A 19,162-nucleotide genomic window follows, 5' to 3' on the forward strand; every position below is an offset into this window, starting at 1 on the left:
CATCTGCGGTCGGTCGGGCTGGTTCAAAGCCTTGCTCCTGTCATTGAAAGTGCGCGGACGTGCGGATTACCTCGTCCTGACGCTGAGCTCGTTGCCGCGGGCGGGATCGAACGGCAGTGATAGCGTGAGGTAGCCGTTCAGGGGATCGCGGACGTAGTCGATGTAGCCTGAAGCTTCCTCGAAGGCGTTCTCGCCGACGATGAGCGCGCCGGGGCGGAGCTGTGGCTCGAGCAGCTTGAGCACGGAAAGATAGAGCGTGAAGGCGCCGTCGAGCATCACCATATCGATGTCGCCCGTAAGGCCGGAGCTGAACGTTTCGCGGGCATCGCCGAGCCGAAACTCGACGAGATCGGCGAGTCCCGCGGCTGCGAGGTTCGCGCGCGCCCGCTCGATCTTGCCAGGCTCGATATCCGTCCCGATCAGGCGGCCGCCGCCCATGTCGCGGAGTGCCGCCGCCATGTAGATCGCGGAAATCCCCATTGAAGAGCCGAACTCGACGATATGCTTCGCCTTGCAGGCGCGGGCGCACATGTAAAGGAAGCGTCCAAACCGCGGAGAAACGCTCAGAAAGTTGCCGGCGAATCCGCGGTAAATTCCTTCCAGATCGCGGTTCTCGGCAGCGATGACCTGGCTGATCATCTCCTCGCGGCTGTTCGCCTCATTCGTGACAGCTTGCGCGAGCGGCGCATCGGCCGCATCCGCTTCCCGGTGGAGGCGTTCGAGAACGTCCGCGACGAGGCCGCTGCTGATCGAATCCATGTGTCGAGCTCCTTGAGAATGCGCCCGCCGGGCGCTCGGGAGCCTGCATACGGGATCGTCCCGCGGGTCGCATTCCGCGAACGGGACAATCGATTGCGATTTCAGGTCAGTGCGTGCGGCGTTCGGCCAGATACCGCGCCGGCGGCTTGCCGAGCGCCTTGCGGAACATGGTGACGAAGGCGCTCGCGCCCTCATAGCCGAGATCGAGCGCCACAGCCTGCACCGATGCCCCCTGATCGAGGCGCTGAAGCGCGATGAGGATGTGGAGCTGCTGGCGCCATCGGCCGAAGCTCATGCCGGTCTCGCGTTGCAGGATACGGGTGAGGGTTCTGGGAGCAACGGCCATGCGCCGGCCCCAGTCCCCGATCGTCGCGCGGTCGGAAGGGTCGGCCATCATCGCGCTCGCGATCCTGCGCAGCCTGGAATCGGCCGGCATGGGAAAACGCAGCTCTTCGACAGGCGCCAGCGAGAGCTGATCCAGCAGCACTGCCGCGATCCGCCCGTCTGGTCCGTCGAGGTCGTAGAGCGCCGGCATGTGCGTGACATGGACCAGCAGACGTTCCAGCAAAGGGGAGATCGTCAGCGTGCAGCATTGCCGAGGCAGCGCCGGTGCCGCATTCGGCTCCAGGAACAGGCAATAGACCTCGACATTTCCAGCGACGCTCACGCCATGCGCAACATGGCCGGGAATCCAGACCGCGCAGCGCGGCGGCACGATCCACATGTCTCGCCCGGCTTCCAGCCTGACGATGCCGCGCCGGGCCAGGACGAGCTCGTCCTTGCTATGGGCGTGCATGGCCACCTCCGTGCCCTTCGTGACCATCTCGCCGCCGAAGGCTGCGATGGCGCGGGGCACGTCCTCCGGGTTGAAATCTATGGATGCATCGGGACGAAGGTCGCCGTTGTCGAGCCGGAAGAAGGGCATGGTGGGCGGATGACCGATTTGGATGCGATTGACTGGCTCCCGGCAATATCTGGCCCGCGGGTGCGACTTGCAAGGCGCGCCGCCCTAATCTCGATCGGTTCTAACCGTGGATTTGCCTCCGCGAGATGGTGCCCGGGAAGGTCAGTGATGCGCCGCGGCGGCATCACTGATCCCTTTTCGTCGCCTGTCTTTCGGTGTAGCTCTGCGCCGGCTTCAGATGGCGGCGCCAGACCCGTCGGAGACCGAGAATCATGCAGGAGGCAGCACGGATGTACCCGAAAGTTCAGATGTTCATCGCCGGCGAGTGGACCGATGGTTCGTCCGGCAAGTCGGAGGACATCCTCAATCCCGCCACCGGCCAGCCGATCGGCAAGACCCCGCATGCCTCGCGTGGGGATCTCGACCGCGCGCTGGAGGCGGCCAAGGCCGGCTTCGAGATCTGGCGCAAGACCTCGCCGTTCGACCGTTACAAGCTGATGCGCAAGGCCGCCGACATCATCCGATCGCGCGCCGCCGAGATCGCGCCCGTGATGACCATGGAGCAGGGCAAGCCGGTGGTGGAAGCGCAGGGCGAGACCATGCTGGCCGGCGACCTCATCGACTGGTTCGCGGAAGAGGCGCGCCGCGCCTATGGCCGCATCGTGCCGCCGCGGATGGGCAACGTCACCCAGCTCGTGACCAAGGAGCCGGTGGGCCCGGTCGCGGCTTTCACGCCCTGGAACTTCCCGATCAACCAGGCGGTGCGCAAGATCTCGGCCGCGCTGGCCGCGGGCTGCTCGATCATCGTCAAGGGACCCGAAGAGACGCCTGCAAGCTGCATGGAGCTGGTGCGGGCCTATGTGGATGCGGGCATTCCGGCCGGCGTCGTGCAGCTGGTGTTCGGCGTGCCGGCGGAAGTGTCGGAGTATCTCATTCCGCACCCGATCATCCGCAAGATCAGCTTCACCGGCTCGACTGCCGTCGGCAAGCATCTGGCCGCGCTTGCGGGCTTGCACATGAAGCGCGTCACGATGGAGCTCGGCGGCCACGCGCCGGCGATCGTGTTCGCGGACGCGGACCTCGACAACGCCGCCAAGATCCTGTCGGCCAACAAGTTCCGCAACGCCGGCCAGGTCTGCGTCTCGCCGACGCGCTTCCTGGTGCATGAGAGCGTCTACGAGCCCTTCGTCGACAAGTTCGTGGCGGCGGCCAAGAGCCTCAAGGTCGGCAATGGCCTCGACAAGGACACGCGCATGGGACCGCTGGCGAATCCGCGCCGCGTCGACGCCATGGAGGGCCTCGTCTCCGACGCGGTCCAGCGCGGCGCCAAGGTCAAGGCCGGCGGCAAGCGCATCGGCAATGAAGGCTTCCTCTTCGAGCCGACGGTGCTCACCGACGTGCCGCGCGACGCGCGTATCATGAACGAGGAGCCGTTCGGCCCGGTGGCGCCGATTACCTCCTTCCGCAGCTATGACGAGGTGGTGGCCGAGGCCAACCGTCTGCCTTACGGCCTCGCGGCCTATGCCTACACCACCTCGACCAAGACGATGCAGGCCATCGGTGCCGACATCGAGAGCGGCATGGTCTCGATCAACCATCACGGCCTCGCGCTGCCTGAAGTGCCGTTCGGCGGCATCAAGGATTCCGGCTACGGCTCCGAGGGCGGCCTCGAGGCGATCGAGGGGTATCTCAACACGAAGTTCGTGACCCAGGCGAGCGCGTAAGGAAGAGTCGCGCTGTCATTCCGGGGCGTGCCCCCGGAATGACAGCGGACAGTACCTGCGTTGCCTGTCAGGCGAGACATGAACAACAGCCGTCATCCGAGCAAGCGTGTATCTCTTGCCGGGATACATATCGACCGGACCTCCGCGGTGCCGCTGCACTTGCAGATCGCGAAGCATATCCGGGAGGGTATTCTCTGCGGCGCCTTTCCCTCAGGAACGCAATTTCTCGGTTCGCGCGAGATCGCGCGCGAACTGGGTTGCTCGCGGACCGTGGTGCTCACGGCATGGGATCTGCTCTACGCCGAGGGCTATCTGGAATCGACGCCGCGCGGCAGCGTCATGGTGGCATCGGTGGCGGCGCCTCATGCCGAGCCATCGTCCGCATTGTCTGCGGCCAGGCCGGCCCACATGTCGGAGCGCTGGCGATCGCTGCTCGCCTTCGACTACGAGACCAACTGGCCGTCGGAGTTCAGTCCGGGCGCGCCTGACATCTCGACCTTTCCCTTCAAGGATTGGTCGCGCCTGCTGCGCCAGGCCTGGCAAAATCCGAGAGAGCAGGAGTGCCTCGATCTTCCGCCCGAAGGCCATCCGCGATTGCGCAGCGAGATCGCGAATTTTCTCGGCTCGGTGCGGGGTCTCGTCTGCTCGCCGGACGAGGTCGTCGTCACCTCTGGCACGTCGGGCGCGCTGGATTTCTGCAGCCGGATGATCCTCGATCCCGGCGACGAGGTCTGGGTCGAGGAGCCCGGCTTCGTCGAGGCGCGATGGGCGCTCACCGCGGCCGGCGCAAAGCTCGTTCCTGTTCCGGTCGACGACAAGGGGCTGGTCGTGTCGGAAGGAATTCGGCGCGCACCAGGCGCGCGCCTGATCGTGGTGACGCCATCGCATCAATATCCGCTCGGCGTCAGCATGGGCCTGGAGCGGCGGCTCGAGCTTCTCGACTGGGCGAACAAGAACGACGTCTGGGTGATCGAGGATGACTACAATTCGGAGTTCAGGCATCAGGACAGCATGATCGCCTCGCTGCGCTCGCTCGATCGCGAGGGCCGGGTGATCTATTTCGGCACCTTCTCGAAGATCATGATGCCGAACCTGCGGCTCGGATACCTCGTCGCGAACAGGCACTTCATCGAAGGATTCGCCAAGGGCCGCGCGCGCATCGACGTGCACACATCCGGAATCGGACAGCTCGCTTTGGCGGAATTCATGCGGGAGGGGCATCTGCTGCGGCACCTGCGCGCAATGCGGCGGATCTATGCTGCGAGGCGAAAGGCTCTGATCGACGCGATCGGAGCGTTGATGCCGGATGATCTCACCGTGTCCTCCGCCGTCACCGGCCTGCACCTGGTGGCGCAGTTCACCGACGCAATGCAGGCGCGGATGAACGATCGGGAAGCGGTCGCGGTCCTGAAGCAGGCCGGCATCCACGTGCAACCGCTGTCGCAGAATTTCCTGGAACGGCCGACGCGGCAAGGTCTGGTGTTCGGATACGGGCGGTTGCGCGTCGAGGATGCCGCGCCGCTGCTTGCGAGAATCGCGGCTTGCATCGGAGATGGTTCTCACAACGCACCGTCCGACCCGCCCAATGCGCTCTCTTATTGATCGTACAATAAAGAGAAGCTGAACCGACGACCATGCATAGCTCATAGGCAGGCGGAACTCCGGCTCTGCCGATTGATCGCCTGCAAATTAGACAGCTGATCTCGGTCGTTCGGATTGGGGTGGCAACAGACATCGCGATTTGCTCAGAGAAATCCGTGGTGCGCTGCACGTTACCGGCGTGGAACAGCGCGCGCTCGCGTGCTGTCTGTGCAGGCAATGCTGCACAAAAACGTGCATCCCGTGTTGCGGCGTGCTGCGCCGGCCGCCGGCTGGCCCAGCGAATTGCGACAACTCTGGACCTATCGGAGGGCCACAGCTCTGTCGCACGCTCGCAGACGGTGGCATGACAGGGGATGCATGATGAGCGCTCTCGGATCGGCATTCGAGGTTGCGATGGACGGGAAGGGCCCGGCGTCCGGTTCGGACGTCTCGCGTAGCTGACTCCACACATGAGCGCTTTCGAGAGTCACTGGGAAGTCGGCACCGATATCGGGGGCACCTTCACCGATATCATCGCCATCAGGCGCGATTCCGCCGAGGCCCGGATCGCAAAAGTGCCGTCGCGCCCGCAGGCGCCGGTTCAGGCAATGCTGGAGGCGATCGAGGCGGTGGGCCTGCGCAAGAGCGAGGTCAAGCGCTTCGTCCATGGCACCACGCGCGTCACCAACGCGATCGTCGAGAACCGGTTGCCGAAGGTCGCGCTGGTCGCGACCGAAGGGTTTGCCGACGTGCTCGAGATCGCGCGCTATCGCCGGCGCGATCTCTATCGGCTCGACATTCCGCCGAAATCGCCGCCGCTTGTGCCGCCCGAACGCTGCTTCGGGCTTGCCGAGCGCCTCGATCACGAGGGCCGGGTGCTGAAGGCGCTGGAACAAGCGGAGATCGAGCGTCTGCTGGCCTGGCTGAAGGAGACCGGCGTGCAGAGTGTCGCGGTGGCCTTGCTTCACGCCTACGCCAATCCGGTCCACGAGAAGATGCTCGGCGAGCGCCTCAAGGAGGTCGTCGCCCATGTCTCGCTATCGCACGAGGTCAACCCCGAGGCACGCGAGTATGAGCGGACTTCGGCGACCGTGTTCAACGCGGCCGCGATGCCGATCGCGGTCGAGTATCTGAGCGAACTGGAGCAGCGGCTGCCGATCGGGCCGGGATTGCAGGTGTTTCATTCCGCCGGCGCCATGATCCCCATCTCGGCGGTGAAACGTCGGCCGCTGGTGATGGCGATGTCGGGACCGGCCGCCGGCGTCTCGGCGTCCGTCAGCATCGCGCGCCAGCTCGGCACCTCGCGGATGCTGACGTTCGACATGGGCGGCACCACGACCGACGTGTGCCTGATCGTTGACGGCCAGGCCGAGATGACCGACGGCCGCATGCTCGGCGACAAGCCGCTGCGCCAGCCGATGCTCGCGGTGCATTCGATCGGCGCGGGCGGCGGATCGATCGTGCGCAACGGTCCCGGCGGCCTGACGGTCGGGCCGGAGAGCGCCGGCTCCGAGCCGGGTCCGGCCTGCTACGGCCGCGGTGGCACGGAGCCGACCATTACGGACGCCAACGCCGTGCTCGGCTATCTCAATCCCGAGACCAGGCTTGGTGACCGCATTGGCATCGACGTCGAGGCAGCCAAGCGCGTCATCGCGCCGATCGCGAGCGCGCTCGGACTGGGCCTGACGGAGACGGCGCTCGGCATCATCAAGGTCGCGAACGCGACCATGGCCCGTGCGCTTCGCCGCGTCACGGTCGAGCGCGGCATCGACGGGCGCGATTGCACGCTGCTCGCCTTCGGCGGCGGCGGCCCGATGCATGCCGCGGGTCTCGCCGATCTCTACGGGATCGCAGAGGTCGTCGTGCCCAGTGCATCCAGCGCCTTCTCGGCGCTGGGCTGTCTCACCGCCGATTTCAGCTTCCTGCAGCAACAGACGCTTCGCGCCGCCCTCGACGGCATCGATCTCGCACGCGTATCGGAGCGGATCGAAGCCTTGATTGTCGATGCCTCGGCGCCGCTGCTCGCCAATGGCGTTGCGAGCGCGGAGATCCAGGTCGAGCTGGTGGCCTTGATGCGCTATGCGGCGCAGAACGATGCGATTCCGGTGCCTTTCGCCTTGCCACTGGATGCAGCCAAGCTCAAGCAGGATTTCCTGACGCGGCACCACGAGCTGTTCGGCTATGCGACCGGCGAACCTTGCGTCATCGAGTCCGTGCGGGTGCAGGCCCGCCGGCCGTCGACAACCGTCGTGAGCCGGCCGGCGACGGCGGTGAGGGCGGTGTCCACCGGCACGCGTGTCTGCTCGTTTGATGGTCTCCGCGAGACGGCGACAGCGATCGTCGACCGCGCGGCGCTCACCGAGATCGTCAGCGGTCCGGCGATCATTGAAGACGCATGGTCGACCGTGGTCGTGCCGCCCGGTTGGCAGGCGAAACCTGATGCAACAGGCAATCTGTTCCTGACGCGGAGGAGGGCATGAAGCTCGATCCATTCGTCGTCGAGGTCATCAGGCACGGGCTTTCCGCCGCGGCCGAGGAGATGAGCCTGGTGATGACGCGCTCGGCGCGCTCGCCGCTGCTCCGCGAGGCGGGCGACCTGTCGTCGGCGGTCACCGACGGCCGTGGCGGCCTGGTCGGCCAGGGCCGCGATATCCCGATCCATCTCGGCGCGATGGCCTACACCGTTCCCGAACTGCTGAAGGTGGTGCCGCGTGACAGCCTGAACGACGGCGACGTGCTGATCTACAATGTCGGCGCGCTCGGCGGCAATCATCTCAACGACGTCAAGGTCGTGCGGCCCGTCTTCGTCGAGGGCGAGATCGTGGCGTTTGCGATCAGCCTTGCTCACTGGCCCGACATCGGCGGCACCTGGCCCGGCAGCTATTTTGCCAAGGCGATCGACACGTTCCAGGAGGCGATGCGGATTCCGCCGGTGCTGATCGCGACTGCCACCGGCGTCAATGTGCCGATCGTGCAGCTGCTCAAGGCCAACGTGCGCGATCCCGAATCCTGCGAGGGCGATCTTCTGGCGCAGATCGCGGCCACTAAGGCCGGCGAGAAGCGCATCATCGAGCTCTGCCGCGAGCACGGCAAGGCGGTGTTCATGGCGACGCAGTCGCGTCTGCACGATCTCTCCGAAATCGAGATGCGCGAGGCGCTGCGCGACCTTCCGGACGGCGTCTATGAGGGCGAGGACTACCTCGACGACGGCAGCGACAACAACGCGCCGGCGCGCATCCATGTGAAGATCACCATTCGCGGCGACGAGGCGACCTTCGACCTCTCGGGAAGCTGCGACCGTGTCTCCAATTTCTGCAACACGACGCCGTTCATGGCGCGCTCGGCCGTCGCCTATGCCGCGCGCATCATGAGCGGGCGCGACATGCAGCAGAACGCCGGCGCGCTCAGGCCTTTGACCATCATCACGCGTCCGGGCTCGATCCTGGAGCCGGGTTGGTCGGCGTCCGTCGCCGCCGGGAACCACGAGACCTCCATGCGGATCGTCGATGCGATCTTCCGCGCGATGCAGGACACGATACCGGAGCGGCTGTCGGCCGGCGGCGCGACCACCGCGGGCGTGCTGTTCTTTGCGGAGCCGCGGCCGAACGGATCGTGGAAGATGCTCTACGAGGTTCACGGCGGCGGCGAAGGCGCGCGCCACGATCGGGCCGGCATGTCGGCAACCCGGGTGCATCTGTCCAACACCTCGAATACGCCGGTCGAGGTGATCGAAGCGAATTACGCGATCCGGCTGGAGCAGCAGGCGATCCGCCGACAATCCGGCGGCGCGGGCGCGCAGTGCGGTGGTGACGGCTCCGTCCGTACCTACCGCATCCTGGCGCCCTCGATGCACCTGACGACTTGCATCGAGCGGATGGTGATTGCGCCCTGGGGCATGCAGGGCGGCGAATCCGGCAAGGCCTGCCGCATCTCGCTGGTCAGGCATGGCGCGAACGTCGCGATCGACGGCAAATCCAATCTGGTGCTGCAGCAAGACGATCTCGTCACGATCGAGATGTGTGGTGGCGGCGGCTATGGCGCCGCGGCCGCAGAGTGAGGGGATTGCGATGAGCAGATTGTTGCGAACCGGCCTGAATGCGGGCGACAGCGCGCCGATGGCCGTGGTCGGCGGCGAGGGCGTCTACTTCCACCTGTCCGATGGCCGCAAGCTCATCGACGGCAGCAACACCGGCGGCGGCCTCGGCCATCGCCATCCCGCAATGGTGGAGGCGATCCGCCGCGCGGCGGATACGCCCGTCGTCAACGAGGGCTGGACCTGGGTCGGCCGCGAGCAGGCCGCGGACGATCTGATGACGACTGCTTTCAAGGGCGAGGAGGACTGGGTCGGCGCGGTGCGGTTCTGCATCAGCGGCAGCGAGGCCAACGACATGGCGCTGTCGCTCTGCCAGGCGCTGACGCAGCGCTCGGCACTGGCGACGCGCGAGCGCGCCTATCATGGCATCACCGGCCTGTCGCGCAGCATGACGGTGCAGCCGCAATGGCATGGTGGGCTTGCGGTGCATGCCGGTGGTTCGAAGCTGCCGGCGCCGATGGCGCCGGTACGGATCCTGCCGGCGCCGGATGGCGCGATCTACGGTGCACCCGCCAACAACACCCCGCCGAGCGAATATCTCGCGGATGCCACGCGGCTGCTCTCGGACACGGCGGCAACCATCATCGACTACACCCAGGGCGGTATCTATTACGACGGCGCCTATCAGGACGAAGTGGCGCGCTGCGCGCGGCAGGCGGGCTCCTACTGGATCGCCGACGAGGTCGTCACCGGCGCCGGGCGCGCGGGCCGCTGGTTCGCGTTCCAGGGGGCGCAAAGCCGCCCGGACATCGTCACGCTTGGCAAGTCGCTCGGCGGTGGCGCGGCGGCGGTGGCGGCGGTCGTGGTGTCCAGGGACATCGTCGAGCGGCTCAAGGGGACGAGCTGGCAAAACTATGGCACGCTGCGCGGCCATCCCATCAGCATGGCGGCCGTCAGCGCCTACCTGAAGGTTGTCACGGGCGACAAGATTCTGGAGCGTGTGCAGCAGCTCGAGAAGCTGTTCATCCGCCGCCTGCTCGCGATCGCGCAGAAGCATCCGAGCGTGCAGCGCGTCGCGGGGCAGGGGCTGCACTGGACGGTGGAACTGCACGGGCCGGACTGGCGGACCTGGCATGCCGACACCACGGAAGTGCCGATCGCCTCGCGCGTTGCGGAGCGGGCGCTGGAAGCCGGTGCGGTGATCGGCACCAGCGGCGAGCAGACCTCGCTGTTTTTGGCGCCGCCGCTCGTCATTTCCGAGCGCGAGGCTGACCAGCTTCTGGACGCGCTCGATCACGGACTCGATATTGCTGACGAGGAGCACGGGTGAGCGCGGATCACGCAACGCCACGCCGGTCGCCGGCCTGGCCGGCGGATGAGCCCTGGCATCTCGCCATGCCGGAGGGAACGCTCTACGACGCGCTGGCGCGTGCAGCACGTGAACGACCGTCGCATCCGGCGACGTTGTTTTACGGCGCGAGCCTGAGCTACGCCGAGCTGCGCGACCGTGTCGATGCCATGGCCGGGTTCCTGCAAGGTGCCTGCGGCGTGAAGCGCGGCGACCGCGTCATGATCGCGCTCCAGAACTCGCCGCAATATCTCATCGCCTATTACGCGGTGATGCGGGCGGACGCCGTGATCGTCCCCGTCAATCCCATGAACAAGACCGCGGAGATCGCGTATATCGCCGTGGACAGCGGGGCCAAGGCCGCGATCATCGGTAGCGAACTGAGCGATGTGTTTGCCCCGCTGCTGGGCGAGGCCATCAGGCATGCGATTGTCGCGCAGTATCGCGACGAGATTCCAGCCGCGACGCCCTATACGCTGCCATCATGCGTCACGGAAGCGCCGGCCGAGGTGCCGTCATCGCCGGGCTGGCATTCCTGGTCGTCCGCGATCGCACAAGGCTTGCAGCCAGGTGTGATGACTGCGGGGCCGGACGATCTCATGATCCTGCCCTACACGTCGGGCACCACAGGCAAGCCCAAGGCGTGCATGCATACCCATCGCAGTGCGCTGTTCACCGCCGTGTTGCAGGCGCGCTGGTATGGGCTCGGCGGCGACGACGTGATGACCGGCTTCATGCCGTTGTTCCATGTTGCGGGCATGCAGGGCTCGATGAATGCGGCGATGGTCACTGGGGCCACGCTGCTCCTGATGGCGCGCTGGGACAAGGATCTGTTGCCGGACCTGTTCGAAACCTATGGCGTGACGTTCTGGAACGCGGCGCCGACCATGATCGTCGACGTGCTCGCCAGTGCCCGGTTTCGCGACAAATGCTTTGCGAAGCTCAAGGTTCTGACCGGCGGCGGCGCGGCGATGCCGACCGCGGTCGCTGAACGGCTCAAGGGACGCTTCGGGCTCGACTTCGTCGAGGGCTACGGCATGACCGAGACGATGTCGCCGACCCATCTCAACCCGATGGCGGCGCCGAAGCGGCAGTGCCTTGGCATCGCCGTGCAGGAGACCGACGCAAGGGTCGTCGATCCCGAGAGCCTGATCGAGCTCGGCGACAACGTGGTCGGCGAAATCGTCGTGCACGGACCGCAGGTGTTGCAAGGTTATTGGAACAGGCCGCAGGCGAATGCTGAGGCCTTCATCGAACTTGACGGCAAGCGGTTTCTGCGGACGGGCGATCTCGGCTACCGTGACGCCGAAGGCTATTTCTTCGCCGTCGATCGCCTGAAGCGCATGATCAATGTCAGCGGCTTCAAGGTGTGGCCGGCCGAGGTCGAAGCCGCGATGTACCAGAACCGCGCTATCCGGGAGTGCTGCATCATTTCGGCGCCGGACGAATACCGCGGCGAGACCGTCAAGGCGCTCGTCGTGCTGGATGAGGCGGCGCGGGCAACAACATCGCCCGATGACATCGTTGGCTGGGCGCGCGGCGTGATGGCGAGCTACAAGGCGCCGCGCGCGGTCGTCTTCGTCGACCAGCTGCCGCGCACCGCGAGCAACAAGATCAACTGGCGGCTGTTGCAGGACGCCGAATGGGGGCGAACGGCATGAAATCTGCTTGGCTGGAAAACGGACGCAAGGCGGCGCTATGCTGCCGCTACGCCCTTGAAGCTGCGATCCCCAGCCTCGCCAGGAAATTCGTGAAGAGATCAGGAATTCGCTGATGCGCATCGTCAATGTCGCCGCCGCCCAGATGGGCCCGATCCAGAAAGCCGACAGCCGCGAGGCCGTGGTCAAGCGCATGATCGCGCTGATGGACGAGGCCAAGAGCAAGGGCGCCGACTTGATCGTCTATCCCGAATTGGCGCTGACGACGTTCTTCCCGCGCTGGTATGTCGAGGACCGGGCCGAGTTCGACGTCTGGTTCGAGCGGGAGATGCCGAACGCGGCGACAAGGCCGCTGTTCGAACGTGCGGCTCAGCACGGAATGGCGATGAATTTCGGTTACGCGGAGCTGACGCCCGACGGCCATCATTTCAACACCGCTGTTCTCACCGACAAGTTCGGCAAGATCGTCGGCAAGTACCGCAAGGTCCATCTGCCGGGCCATGTGGAATACGACACCAAGCGATCGCACCAGCATCTGGAGAAGCGCTATTTCGAGCCGGGCGATCTCGGCTTCAAGGTCTGGCGTACGCTGGGCGGCATCATCGGCATGGCGATCTGCAACGACCGCCGCTGGCCCGAGACCTATCGCGTCATGGGCTTGCAGGGCGTCGAGATGGTGCTGATCGGCTACAACACGCCATCCGTGAATGCCGAGAAGAGCGAGGAGGGCGTCGAGAAGCGCCTGTTCCACAACCGCCTCTCGGTGCAGGCCGGCGCCTACCAGAACGCGACCTGGGTGGTCGCGGTAGCCAAGGCCGGCGTCGAGGACGGCCACCCGCTGTTCGGCGGCAGCCTGATCGTCGATCCCAATGGCGAGATCGTGGCCGAAGCGAAGACGGAGGAGGACGAGGTCCTGGTCCACGCCTGCGACCTCGATGCCACGGTCTTCGGCAAGACCACGATCTTCGATTTCGCCCGGCATCGCCGCATCGAGCATTACGGCCTGATCACCAGTCAGACCGGCGCGGTGCCGCCGCCGGAGACGTGACGCCGATGGCGGACAGAGGCATCCCCCTGCGCGAGCTTGACGCGCGTGACCGCTACAAGCTGCTCTGCGGCGTTGTGGTGCCGCGGCCGATCGCGCTGGTGACGACGCTGGACGAGAACGGAGCTGTCAATGCCGCGCCGTTCAGCTTCTTCAACGTCTTCTCGGAAAGCCCCGCGCTGGTCGTGCTTGGGCTCCAGCACAAGCCGGATCACAGCCCGAAGGACACGACCCGCAACATCCATCGCGACGGCGAGTTCGTCGTGCACATGGTGGATGAAGCGCTTTCCGTGGCGATGAACGACTGCGCGGTCGATTTCCCGTCCGGCGACAGCGAGGTCGCCGCGACCGGGCTTGCCACGCTTCCGTCGATCGATGTGAAGGTGCCGCGCCTCGCCGCGGCGCCGTTCGCGCTGGAATGCCGGCGCCATGTGGTGCTGACCTTCTCACCGGATCGCGAGTTGCTGGTTGGCGAGGTGCTCAGGGTGCACGCCCGCGAGGGCCTCGTCGACACCGCCAACATGTATGTCGATCTCGATGCCTACCGGCCGATCGGCCGCATGTTCGGCAATCTCTACACGACGCAGCGGGATACGTTTGCGCTTGTCCGCGAGAGCCATGCGGAATGGCTCGCGCGGCAGGACGCCAAAGAGCTGAAGGACGCCTAGTGAGCCGAGAACTGCACCGTACCCAGCGCCATGGTGACGGCCGCCTGTGTCGGGTCGATCACGGGGATTCGCAGCGCGTCTTCGAGCGGACGGCGGTGACGCGCCATGCCGGCGCAGCCCATCACGATGGCGCGGGCGCCGTCCTCGTCGCGCAGCGCGCGGCCGATCTCGATCATTTTCGCCAGCGTGCCTTCGCCCGAGGCGGTTTCCGCAACGCTCATGTTGAGCGGCCGCTCGCCGGCGAGGCGGTCGGTCAATCCCATCTGCCTGAGATAGCGCATGTGACGCGGGATCGATCGCTGGGCAATCGCAATGACGCCGAAGGTCTCCGCGCGAGCGAGCGCCGTGAGCACGCCGCACTCGGCAATGCCGAACACGGGGCGGTCGGTACCTTCACGGCAGACTTGCAGTCCGGGATCGCTGTAGCAGGCGATGATGAAGGCGGCCGAGCTGTTGTCGCTCTCGACCAGCCGGCGCAGCGGCATCGCGACGCTGTCGACGTCGGCCTGGCTCTCGATGCCAAAGGGACCCTCGGCCAGCGTCTGGCAGACCAGTTCCGGCCCGCCCTCGAAGTCGAGCGGCTTCAGCGCATCCTCCAGCCCTTGCGTGACCTTGTGGTTGGAGTTCGGATTGATGACGAGAATGCGCGGCCGGGACATGATGGTCTTCCTGCGAAATTGCGATGTCGTGCCTCAAGCCTATCACGGAGCGCCTCATGACTGAACCCGCTTACGACCTGATCATCCGCGGCGGCCGCGTCGCCACCACCACCGACGTGTTCGAAGCCGACGTTGCGATCTCCGGCGAGACGATCGCGGCCATCGGGAAGGGCCTTCCGGCCGCCAAGCGCGAGATCGACGCGCGCGGCAAGCTGGTGCTGCCCGGCGGCGTCGACAGCCACGCGCATATCGAGCAATTGTCCGCCGCCGGTATCATGAACGCGGACACTTTCGAGAGCGCGACCGTCTCTGCCGCTTTTGGCGGCACCACCACGGTGATTCCGTTTGCCGCCCAGCATGTCGGGATGAAGCTGCCGCAGGTGGTGGAGGACTATCACGCGCTCGCAAAGAAAGGTGCCGTGATCGACTATGCCTTTCACATGATCATCGCGGACGCGACCAAGGAGACGGTCGAGGAGCACATCCCCGCGCTGGTGAAGCAGGGGCATGCCTCGATCAAGATCTTCATGACCTACGACCGGCTCAAGGTCGATGACGAGCCGCTGCTCGACATCCTACTCGCCGCCCGCCAGTCCGGCGCGATGCTGTGCGCGCATGCCGAAAACCACGGCATCATCGCCTGGATGGTCAAGCGCCTGCTCGCGCGCGGCTACACGATGCCGAAATACCACGCCGTCAGTCACGCCCGCGTTTCGGAGGCGGAGGCTTTCACCCGGCTGATCGGCATGGCGGCGCTGATCGACCAGCCGATCATGATCTTCCACGTCTCGACCGCCGAAGGCGCCAAGGTGATCCGCGATGCGCGCGGGCAGGGGCTCAAGGTCTTCGCCGAGACCTGTCCGCAATATCTGTTCCTCACTGCAGGCGATCTCGACAAGCCCGGCGCGGAAGGCGCCAAATGGATGTGCAGCCCGCCCCCGCGCACGCATTCCGACCAGGAGGCGCTGTGGCAGGCGCTCTCGCTCGGCGACCTCCAGACCATCTCGTCGGACCACGCGCCGTATCGCTATGACGAAACCGGCAAGCTGCGCGCCGGTCCCAATCCGAACTTCAAGCAGGTTGCGAACGGCCTGCCGGGACTGGAGCTGCGGCTGCCGCTGCTGTTCGACGCGATGGTATCGAAGGGACGCCTCGGCCTGGAAAAGTTCGTCGAGCTGACCGCGACGGCGCCGGCAAAGATCTACAATCTGCATCCGCGGAAGGGTTCGATCGCCGTCGGCGCCGATGCCGATATCGCGATCTGGGATCCCGACCGCGAGGTCACGATATCAGACGAGATGATGCACGATCTGGCCGGCTACACGCCGTTCGCGGGCCGCAAGCTGAAGGGCTGGCCGGTGTCGGTGCTCTCGCGTGGCCGCATGGTTATCGAGGGCAACAAGTGCCTCGCGAGCGCCGGCAGCGGAAAATTCCTGGCGCGGAGCGGCGGCGAGGCGGCGAAGCCGACCGGCCGGCTCGTCGCCGACATGGATCCGGAACGGAATTTTGGGGCAAAGTTGCTGTGACGGTGGATCGCGCACGATGAGGATCGTGGTCTTCGGCGGTACCGGCTTTGTCGGCCTCAATCTCGCGGAGGTGCTGCTCGCGCGCGGCCATGAGGTGACGCTGTATGACCGCGCTTCGCTTCCCGCGGCTGCGCGGCGATCGCTGGCCGATTATCGCGAGCGGCTCAAGGTCGTTCAGGTCGATATCACCGATGCGGCCGGTATCGACGCCCTCATCGCTGAAGGATGGGACGCTATCGTGCTGGGCGCCGCCGTCACCGCGGGCGATGACCTCGAACGGGCATCGCCCGCGCGCGTTCTCGAGATCAACGTCATGGCCCAGATCCCGATCCTGCAAGCGGCGATCCGTCACGGCGTTCGCCGCGTGGTCAATCTGTCCTCGGCGTCGGCCTATGGCGCCGCCGGCCAGCGTCATCAAGTCCTGGACGAGGAAACGGCCTGCGATCCCCTCTCGTTCTACGCCATCAGCAAGTTTACCTCGGAACGCTCCGTAGCGCGCCATGCCGAGCTCTTTGGCGGCGATTTCCTCAGCGTGCGGCTGAGCGCCGTGTTTGGCCCTTGGGAGCGGGCCGGCGCGGTGCGCGATACGCCCAGCCTTCAATTCCAGATCCTGGCGGCGTTCGCTCGCGGCGAGCCGGCGATCATGCCGGGCCCAGGCTTCAAAGATTGGACCTACGCCGTCGACGCCGCCGAGGCCGTGGCTGTGCTGATCGAGGCCGAGCGGCCACGCCATCGTCTCTACAATATCTCCAGCGGCGCGGCCTGGTCGGCACTGCAATGGGGCGAGGCCTTTGCTGCACTTCATCCCGGCCTGCACTGCCGGCTTGCGAACCCGGGCGAGACAACCGTCATCAAGCTGCATGGCGGCGATCGTGCACCGCTCTCGGTTGCACGGATGGCCGATGAGTTCGGCTGGCGTGCGCGGTTCGGCTGTGCCGAGTCCGCCGCTGCGATGAGCGCCTGGTGGGTGCAGCACAAGGAGGGGATCTGACATGCGGCTGGAAGGGCGCACCGCCATCATTACGGGGGCCGGCTCGGGCATTGGCCGCGCCAGCGCAAAACTGTTTGCAGAGGAAGGAGTGCGTCTCGCTCTGGTCGATCGCGATGCCGCGGGCCTTCAGGAAACGCTTCGCTTGGCGGGCGAGGCCACGACCCATGTCGGCGACGTCGGCAATGCCGCGTTCGCCGAGACCGTTGTCGGCGATGTCATGACGCGGCACGGCCGGCTCGACGTCCTGATGACGGCGGCCGGCTTTTCCTGCGGCGGTACGGTGCTGACGACGAGCGTGGAAGACTGGGATGCGGTGTTCCGCACCAATGTCGGCGGCACCTGGCTGTGGGCGCGGGCCGCGGTGCCTCACATGCAACGGCAGAGCAGTGGATCGATCATCACGCTGGCATCGCAGCTCGCGATGGCCGGCGGCAAGGGCAACAGCGCCTATATCGCCGCCAAGGGTGCCATCGTCAGCCTGACGCGGACGATGGCGGTGGATTTCGCAACGGACGGCATTCGGGTCAACGCCATCGCGCCGGGCGCGATCGATACGCCGATGCTTCGCCGCAGCTTCGCTCGTCACGCCAATTCGGGCGAGGTGCGCGAGGCCTCGCGCAGCCGCCACGCCATGAAGCGGTTCGGCCAGGCGGAGGAGATCGCGCAGACCGCGCTGCATCTTGCCAGCGATGCGTCCTCGTTCACGACCGGCACCGTGATGGTGGTCGACGGAGGCTGGCTTGCGGCATGAGTGACGCACTGACAGAGCTCGAGGCCGCTATTCGCGCCGATCTCGCGATGATCGCGCATCCCGGTGCCGCGTGGCTCGAACCGAAGACAGGGCCCGATGGCAAGCCGGCGCTGGACGTGCTCATCGTCGGCGCCGGCCAGTCCGGAATTGCCATCGGCTTCGGCCTGATGCGCTCCCGCGTCAGCAACATCCTGCTCGTGGACAAGGCCGAGGAGGGGATGGAAGGGCCTTGGCTCACCTATGCCCGGATGCCGACGCTGCGCAGCCCGAAGGACTACACCGGCCCGGACCTCGACATCCCGAGCCTCACCTACCAGTCCTGGCACGAGGCCCGGTTCGGCAAGGAGAGCTGGCAGACGCTCAATCTGATTCCGCGCGCGCATTGGGCCGAGTACCTGCTCTGGCTGAGGCGCACGATCGGATTGCCGGTGCGCAATGGCTGCGAGCTTCTGGAGATTGCGCCGGCGGCCGATGGCCTGCTCGCCGCGCGCGTCAAACGGGCAGGAGAGGTCGAGACGCTCCATGCGCGCAAGATCGTGCTGGCGACGGGACAGGAGGGGATGGGCGGCTGGATGATTCCGGAGGCACTTCGCCATCTGCCGGCGAGCTCGGTTGCGACCGTCGCCGACGATATCGATTTCGGAGGCCTTCGCGGCAAGCGCGTCGTCGTGATCGGCGCCGGCGCGTCCGCCTTCGACAATGCGGCCACCGCGTTGGAGGCGGGTGCCTCCGAAGTGCACCTGCTGTGCCGCCGGGCGCAGATCCAGGTGATCCAGCCCTATCGCTGGCTGACCTTCCGCGGCTTCCTGCGTCATCTCAGCGATCTCGATGATGCCTGGCGCTGGCGCTTCATGCGCAAGGTCCTCGAGATGCGGGAGGGATTTCCGCAGCCAACCTATGACCGCTGTGCGCGTCACGCCAATTTCACATTGCACGAGGGCGCACCGATCGAGGCGACGCGCGAGACCGGCAACCGCATCGAATTGCAGACGCCGCGCGGCGCCATCACCGCCGATTTCGTCATTTGCGGCACCGGCATCGACATGAACTTTGCCGGCCGCGGCGAACTCGGCCGATTTGCCGGTAACATCGCCACCTGGGCCGACCGCTACCAGCCACCTCCGAGCGAGCGCAACGAACGGCTCGGCCGCTTTCCTTATCTCGCCGACGATTACGCCTTCACCGAGCGCGTGCCTGGCAAGACACCGTGGATCTCCGACATACATCTCTTCGCCATCGCCTCCACCATGAGCTTTGGCGCCTCGGGATCGTCGATCAACGCAATGACCACCGCGGTGCCCAAGCTCGTGAATGGCCTGACACGCGGCCTGTTCCGCGCCGATGTCGAACGGCACTGGGCTTCGCTCAGCGCCTACGACGTGCCGCAGGCGGTGGTCACCCGGCCGGCGCGAAAGACGGAGGAGCAGCGATGATCATCCATGCCCCGCCGCAGCGAAGATTGGCGCGCAACTTGCTTCTTTCTTGACCAGCCTTGGCGACCTTCCTGTTCGACAA

At 66.0% G+C, this 19,162-nt stretch carries 15 protein-coding genes; 12 read left to right on the plus strand and 3 right to left on the minus strand.

The genetic code is table 11. From position 1 onward, the window contains the following. Positions 1–66: 66 nt before the first annotated feature. Together ACSHT2_RS32370 and ACSHT2_RS32375 are read right to left on the minus strand one after the other, a co-directional pair. Entirely contained in the window at positions 67–759 is a 693-nt protein-coding gene (locus ACSHT2_RS32370) for an O-methyltransferase (RefSeq protein ID WP_440639017.1), read from the minus strand. 106 nt (positions 760–865) lie between these two features. Then, a complete protein-coding gene (locus ACSHT2_RS32375) occupies positions 866–1,684 on the minus strand; it encodes an AraC family transcriptional regulator (RefSeq protein WP_440639019.1) in 819 nt (272 codons plus the stop codon). A gap of 269 nt (positions 1,685–1,953) precedes the next feature. On the opposite strand from ACSHT2_RS32375, the gene ACSHT2_RS32380 reads away from it, so the two are divergent. The 8 genes from ACSHT2_RS32380 to ACSHT2_RS32415 all read left to right on the plus strand — a co-directional run bounded on the left by ACSHT2_RS32380 (position 1,954) and on the right by ACSHT2_RS32415 (position 13,720). Beyond that, positions 1,954–3,387, plus strand: a complete 1,434-nt coding sequence (locus ACSHT2_RS32380; RefSeq protein WP_440639020.1) for an NAD-dependent succinate-semialdehyde dehydrogenase — start codon at positions 1,954–1,956, stop codon at positions 3,385–3,387. A 78-nt stretch (positions 3,388–3,465) separates the two neighbouring features. Next, positions 3,466–4,989 (plus strand): MocR-like pyridoxine biosynthesis transcription factor PdxR, encoded by a 1,524-nt coding sequence (pdxR, locus tag ACSHT2_RS32385; RefSeq protein ID WP_440639021.1) that lies wholly within the window; start codon positions 3,466–3,468, stop codon positions 4,987–4,989. Between the two features lie 449 nt (positions 4,990–5,438). Continuing rightward, on the plus strand, positions 5,439–7,448 hold the full coding sequence (locus ACSHT2_RS32390) for a hydantoinase/oxoprolinase family protein (protein WP_440639022.1): 2,010 nt from the start codon (positions 5,439–5,441) through the stop codon (positions 7,446–7,448). Beyond that, on the plus strand, positions 7,445–9,025 hold the full coding sequence (locus tag ACSHT2_RS32395; RefSeq protein ID WP_440639023.1) for a hydantoinase B/oxoprolinase family protein: 1,581 nt from the start codon (positions 7,445–7,447) through the stop codon (positions 9,023–9,025). The genes ACSHT2_RS32390 and ACSHT2_RS32395 overlap by 4 nt, the downstream gene beginning before the upstream one ends. 10 nt (positions 9,026–9,035) lie before the next feature. Continuing rightward, positions 9,036–10,331, plus strand: coding sequence for an aminotransferase class III-fold pyridoxal phosphate-dependent enzyme (locus ACSHT2_RS32400; RefSeq protein WP_440639025.1), 1,296 nt, complete (start codon positions 9,036–9,038; stop codon positions 10,329–10,331). Further along, positions 10,328–12,010: a long-chain fatty acid--CoA ligase gene (locus ACSHT2_RS32405; protein WP_440639027.1), complete on the plus strand. Its 1,683-nt coding sequence runs from the start codon at positions 10,328–10,330 to the stop codon at positions 12,008–12,010. Before ACSHT2_RS32400 ends, ACSHT2_RS32405 begins: the two co-directional genes overlap by 4 nt. A 112-nt stretch (positions 12,011–12,122) precedes the next feature. Beyond that, positions 12,123–13,055, plus strand: a complete 933-nt coding sequence (locus ACSHT2_RS32410; RefSeq protein ID WP_440639028.1) for an N-carbamoyl-D-amino-acid hydrolase — start codon at positions 12,123–12,125, stop codon at positions 13,053–13,055. Between the two features lie 5 nt (positions 13,056–13,060). Continuing rightward, the gene (locus ACSHT2_RS32415; RefSeq protein WP_440639029.1) at positions 13,061–13,720 is read left to right on the plus strand and encodes a flavin reductase family protein; all 660 of its coding nucleotides are present in this window, start codon (positions 13,061–13,063) and stop codon (positions 13,718–13,720) included. Here ACSHT2_RS32415 and ACSHT2_RS32420 read toward each other — a convergent pair. After that, complete coding sequence (locus ACSHT2_RS32420; RefSeq protein ID WP_440639030.1) at positions 13,717–14,379, minus strand: aspartate/glutamate racemase family protein; 663 nt, start codon at positions 14,377–14,379, stop codon at positions 13,717–13,719. The genes ACSHT2_RS32415 and ACSHT2_RS32420 overlap by 4 nt on opposite strands. A gap of 56 nt (positions 14,380–14,435) precedes the next feature. Here ACSHT2_RS32420 and hydA point away from each other — a divergent pair, with 56 nt between their 5' ends. From hydA to ACSHT2_RS32440, 4 genes are read left to right on the plus strand one after another with little or no spacing between them, the layout of a single operon-like run. Beyond that, positions 14,436–15,905 (plus strand): dihydropyrimidinase, encoded by a 1,470-nt coding sequence (gene hydA, locus ACSHT2_RS32425; protein WP_440639031.1) that lies wholly within the window; start codon positions 14,436–14,438, stop codon positions 15,903–15,905. A 16-nt stretch (positions 15,906–15,921) separates the two neighbouring features. Next, a complete protein-coding gene (locus ACSHT2_RS32430) occupies positions 15,922–16,896 on the plus strand; it encodes an NAD-dependent epimerase/dehydratase family protein (protein WP_440639033.1) in 975 nt (324 codons plus the stop codon). 1 nt (position 16,897) lies between these two features. Further along, complete coding sequence (locus ACSHT2_RS32435) at positions 16,898–17,647, plus strand: SDR family oxidoreductase (RefSeq protein WP_440639034.1); 750 nt, start codon at positions 16,898–16,900, stop codon at positions 17,645–17,647. Continuing rightward, positions 17,644–19,080: an NAD(P)-binding domain-containing protein gene (locus tag ACSHT2_RS32440; protein ID WP_440639035.1), complete on the plus strand. Its 1,437-nt coding sequence runs from the start codon at positions 17,644–17,646 to the stop codon at positions 19,078–19,080. The genes ACSHT2_RS32435 and ACSHT2_RS32440 overlap by 4 nt, the downstream gene beginning before the upstream one ends. Positions 19,081–19,162: the final 82 nt, after the last annotated feature.

Origin of the sequence: Bradyrhizobium sp. PUT101 (genome assembly GCF_052043945.1) — a bacterium.
Lineage (GTDB): Bacteria > Pseudomonadota > Alphaproteobacteria > Rhizobiales > Xanthobacteraceae > Bradyrhizobium.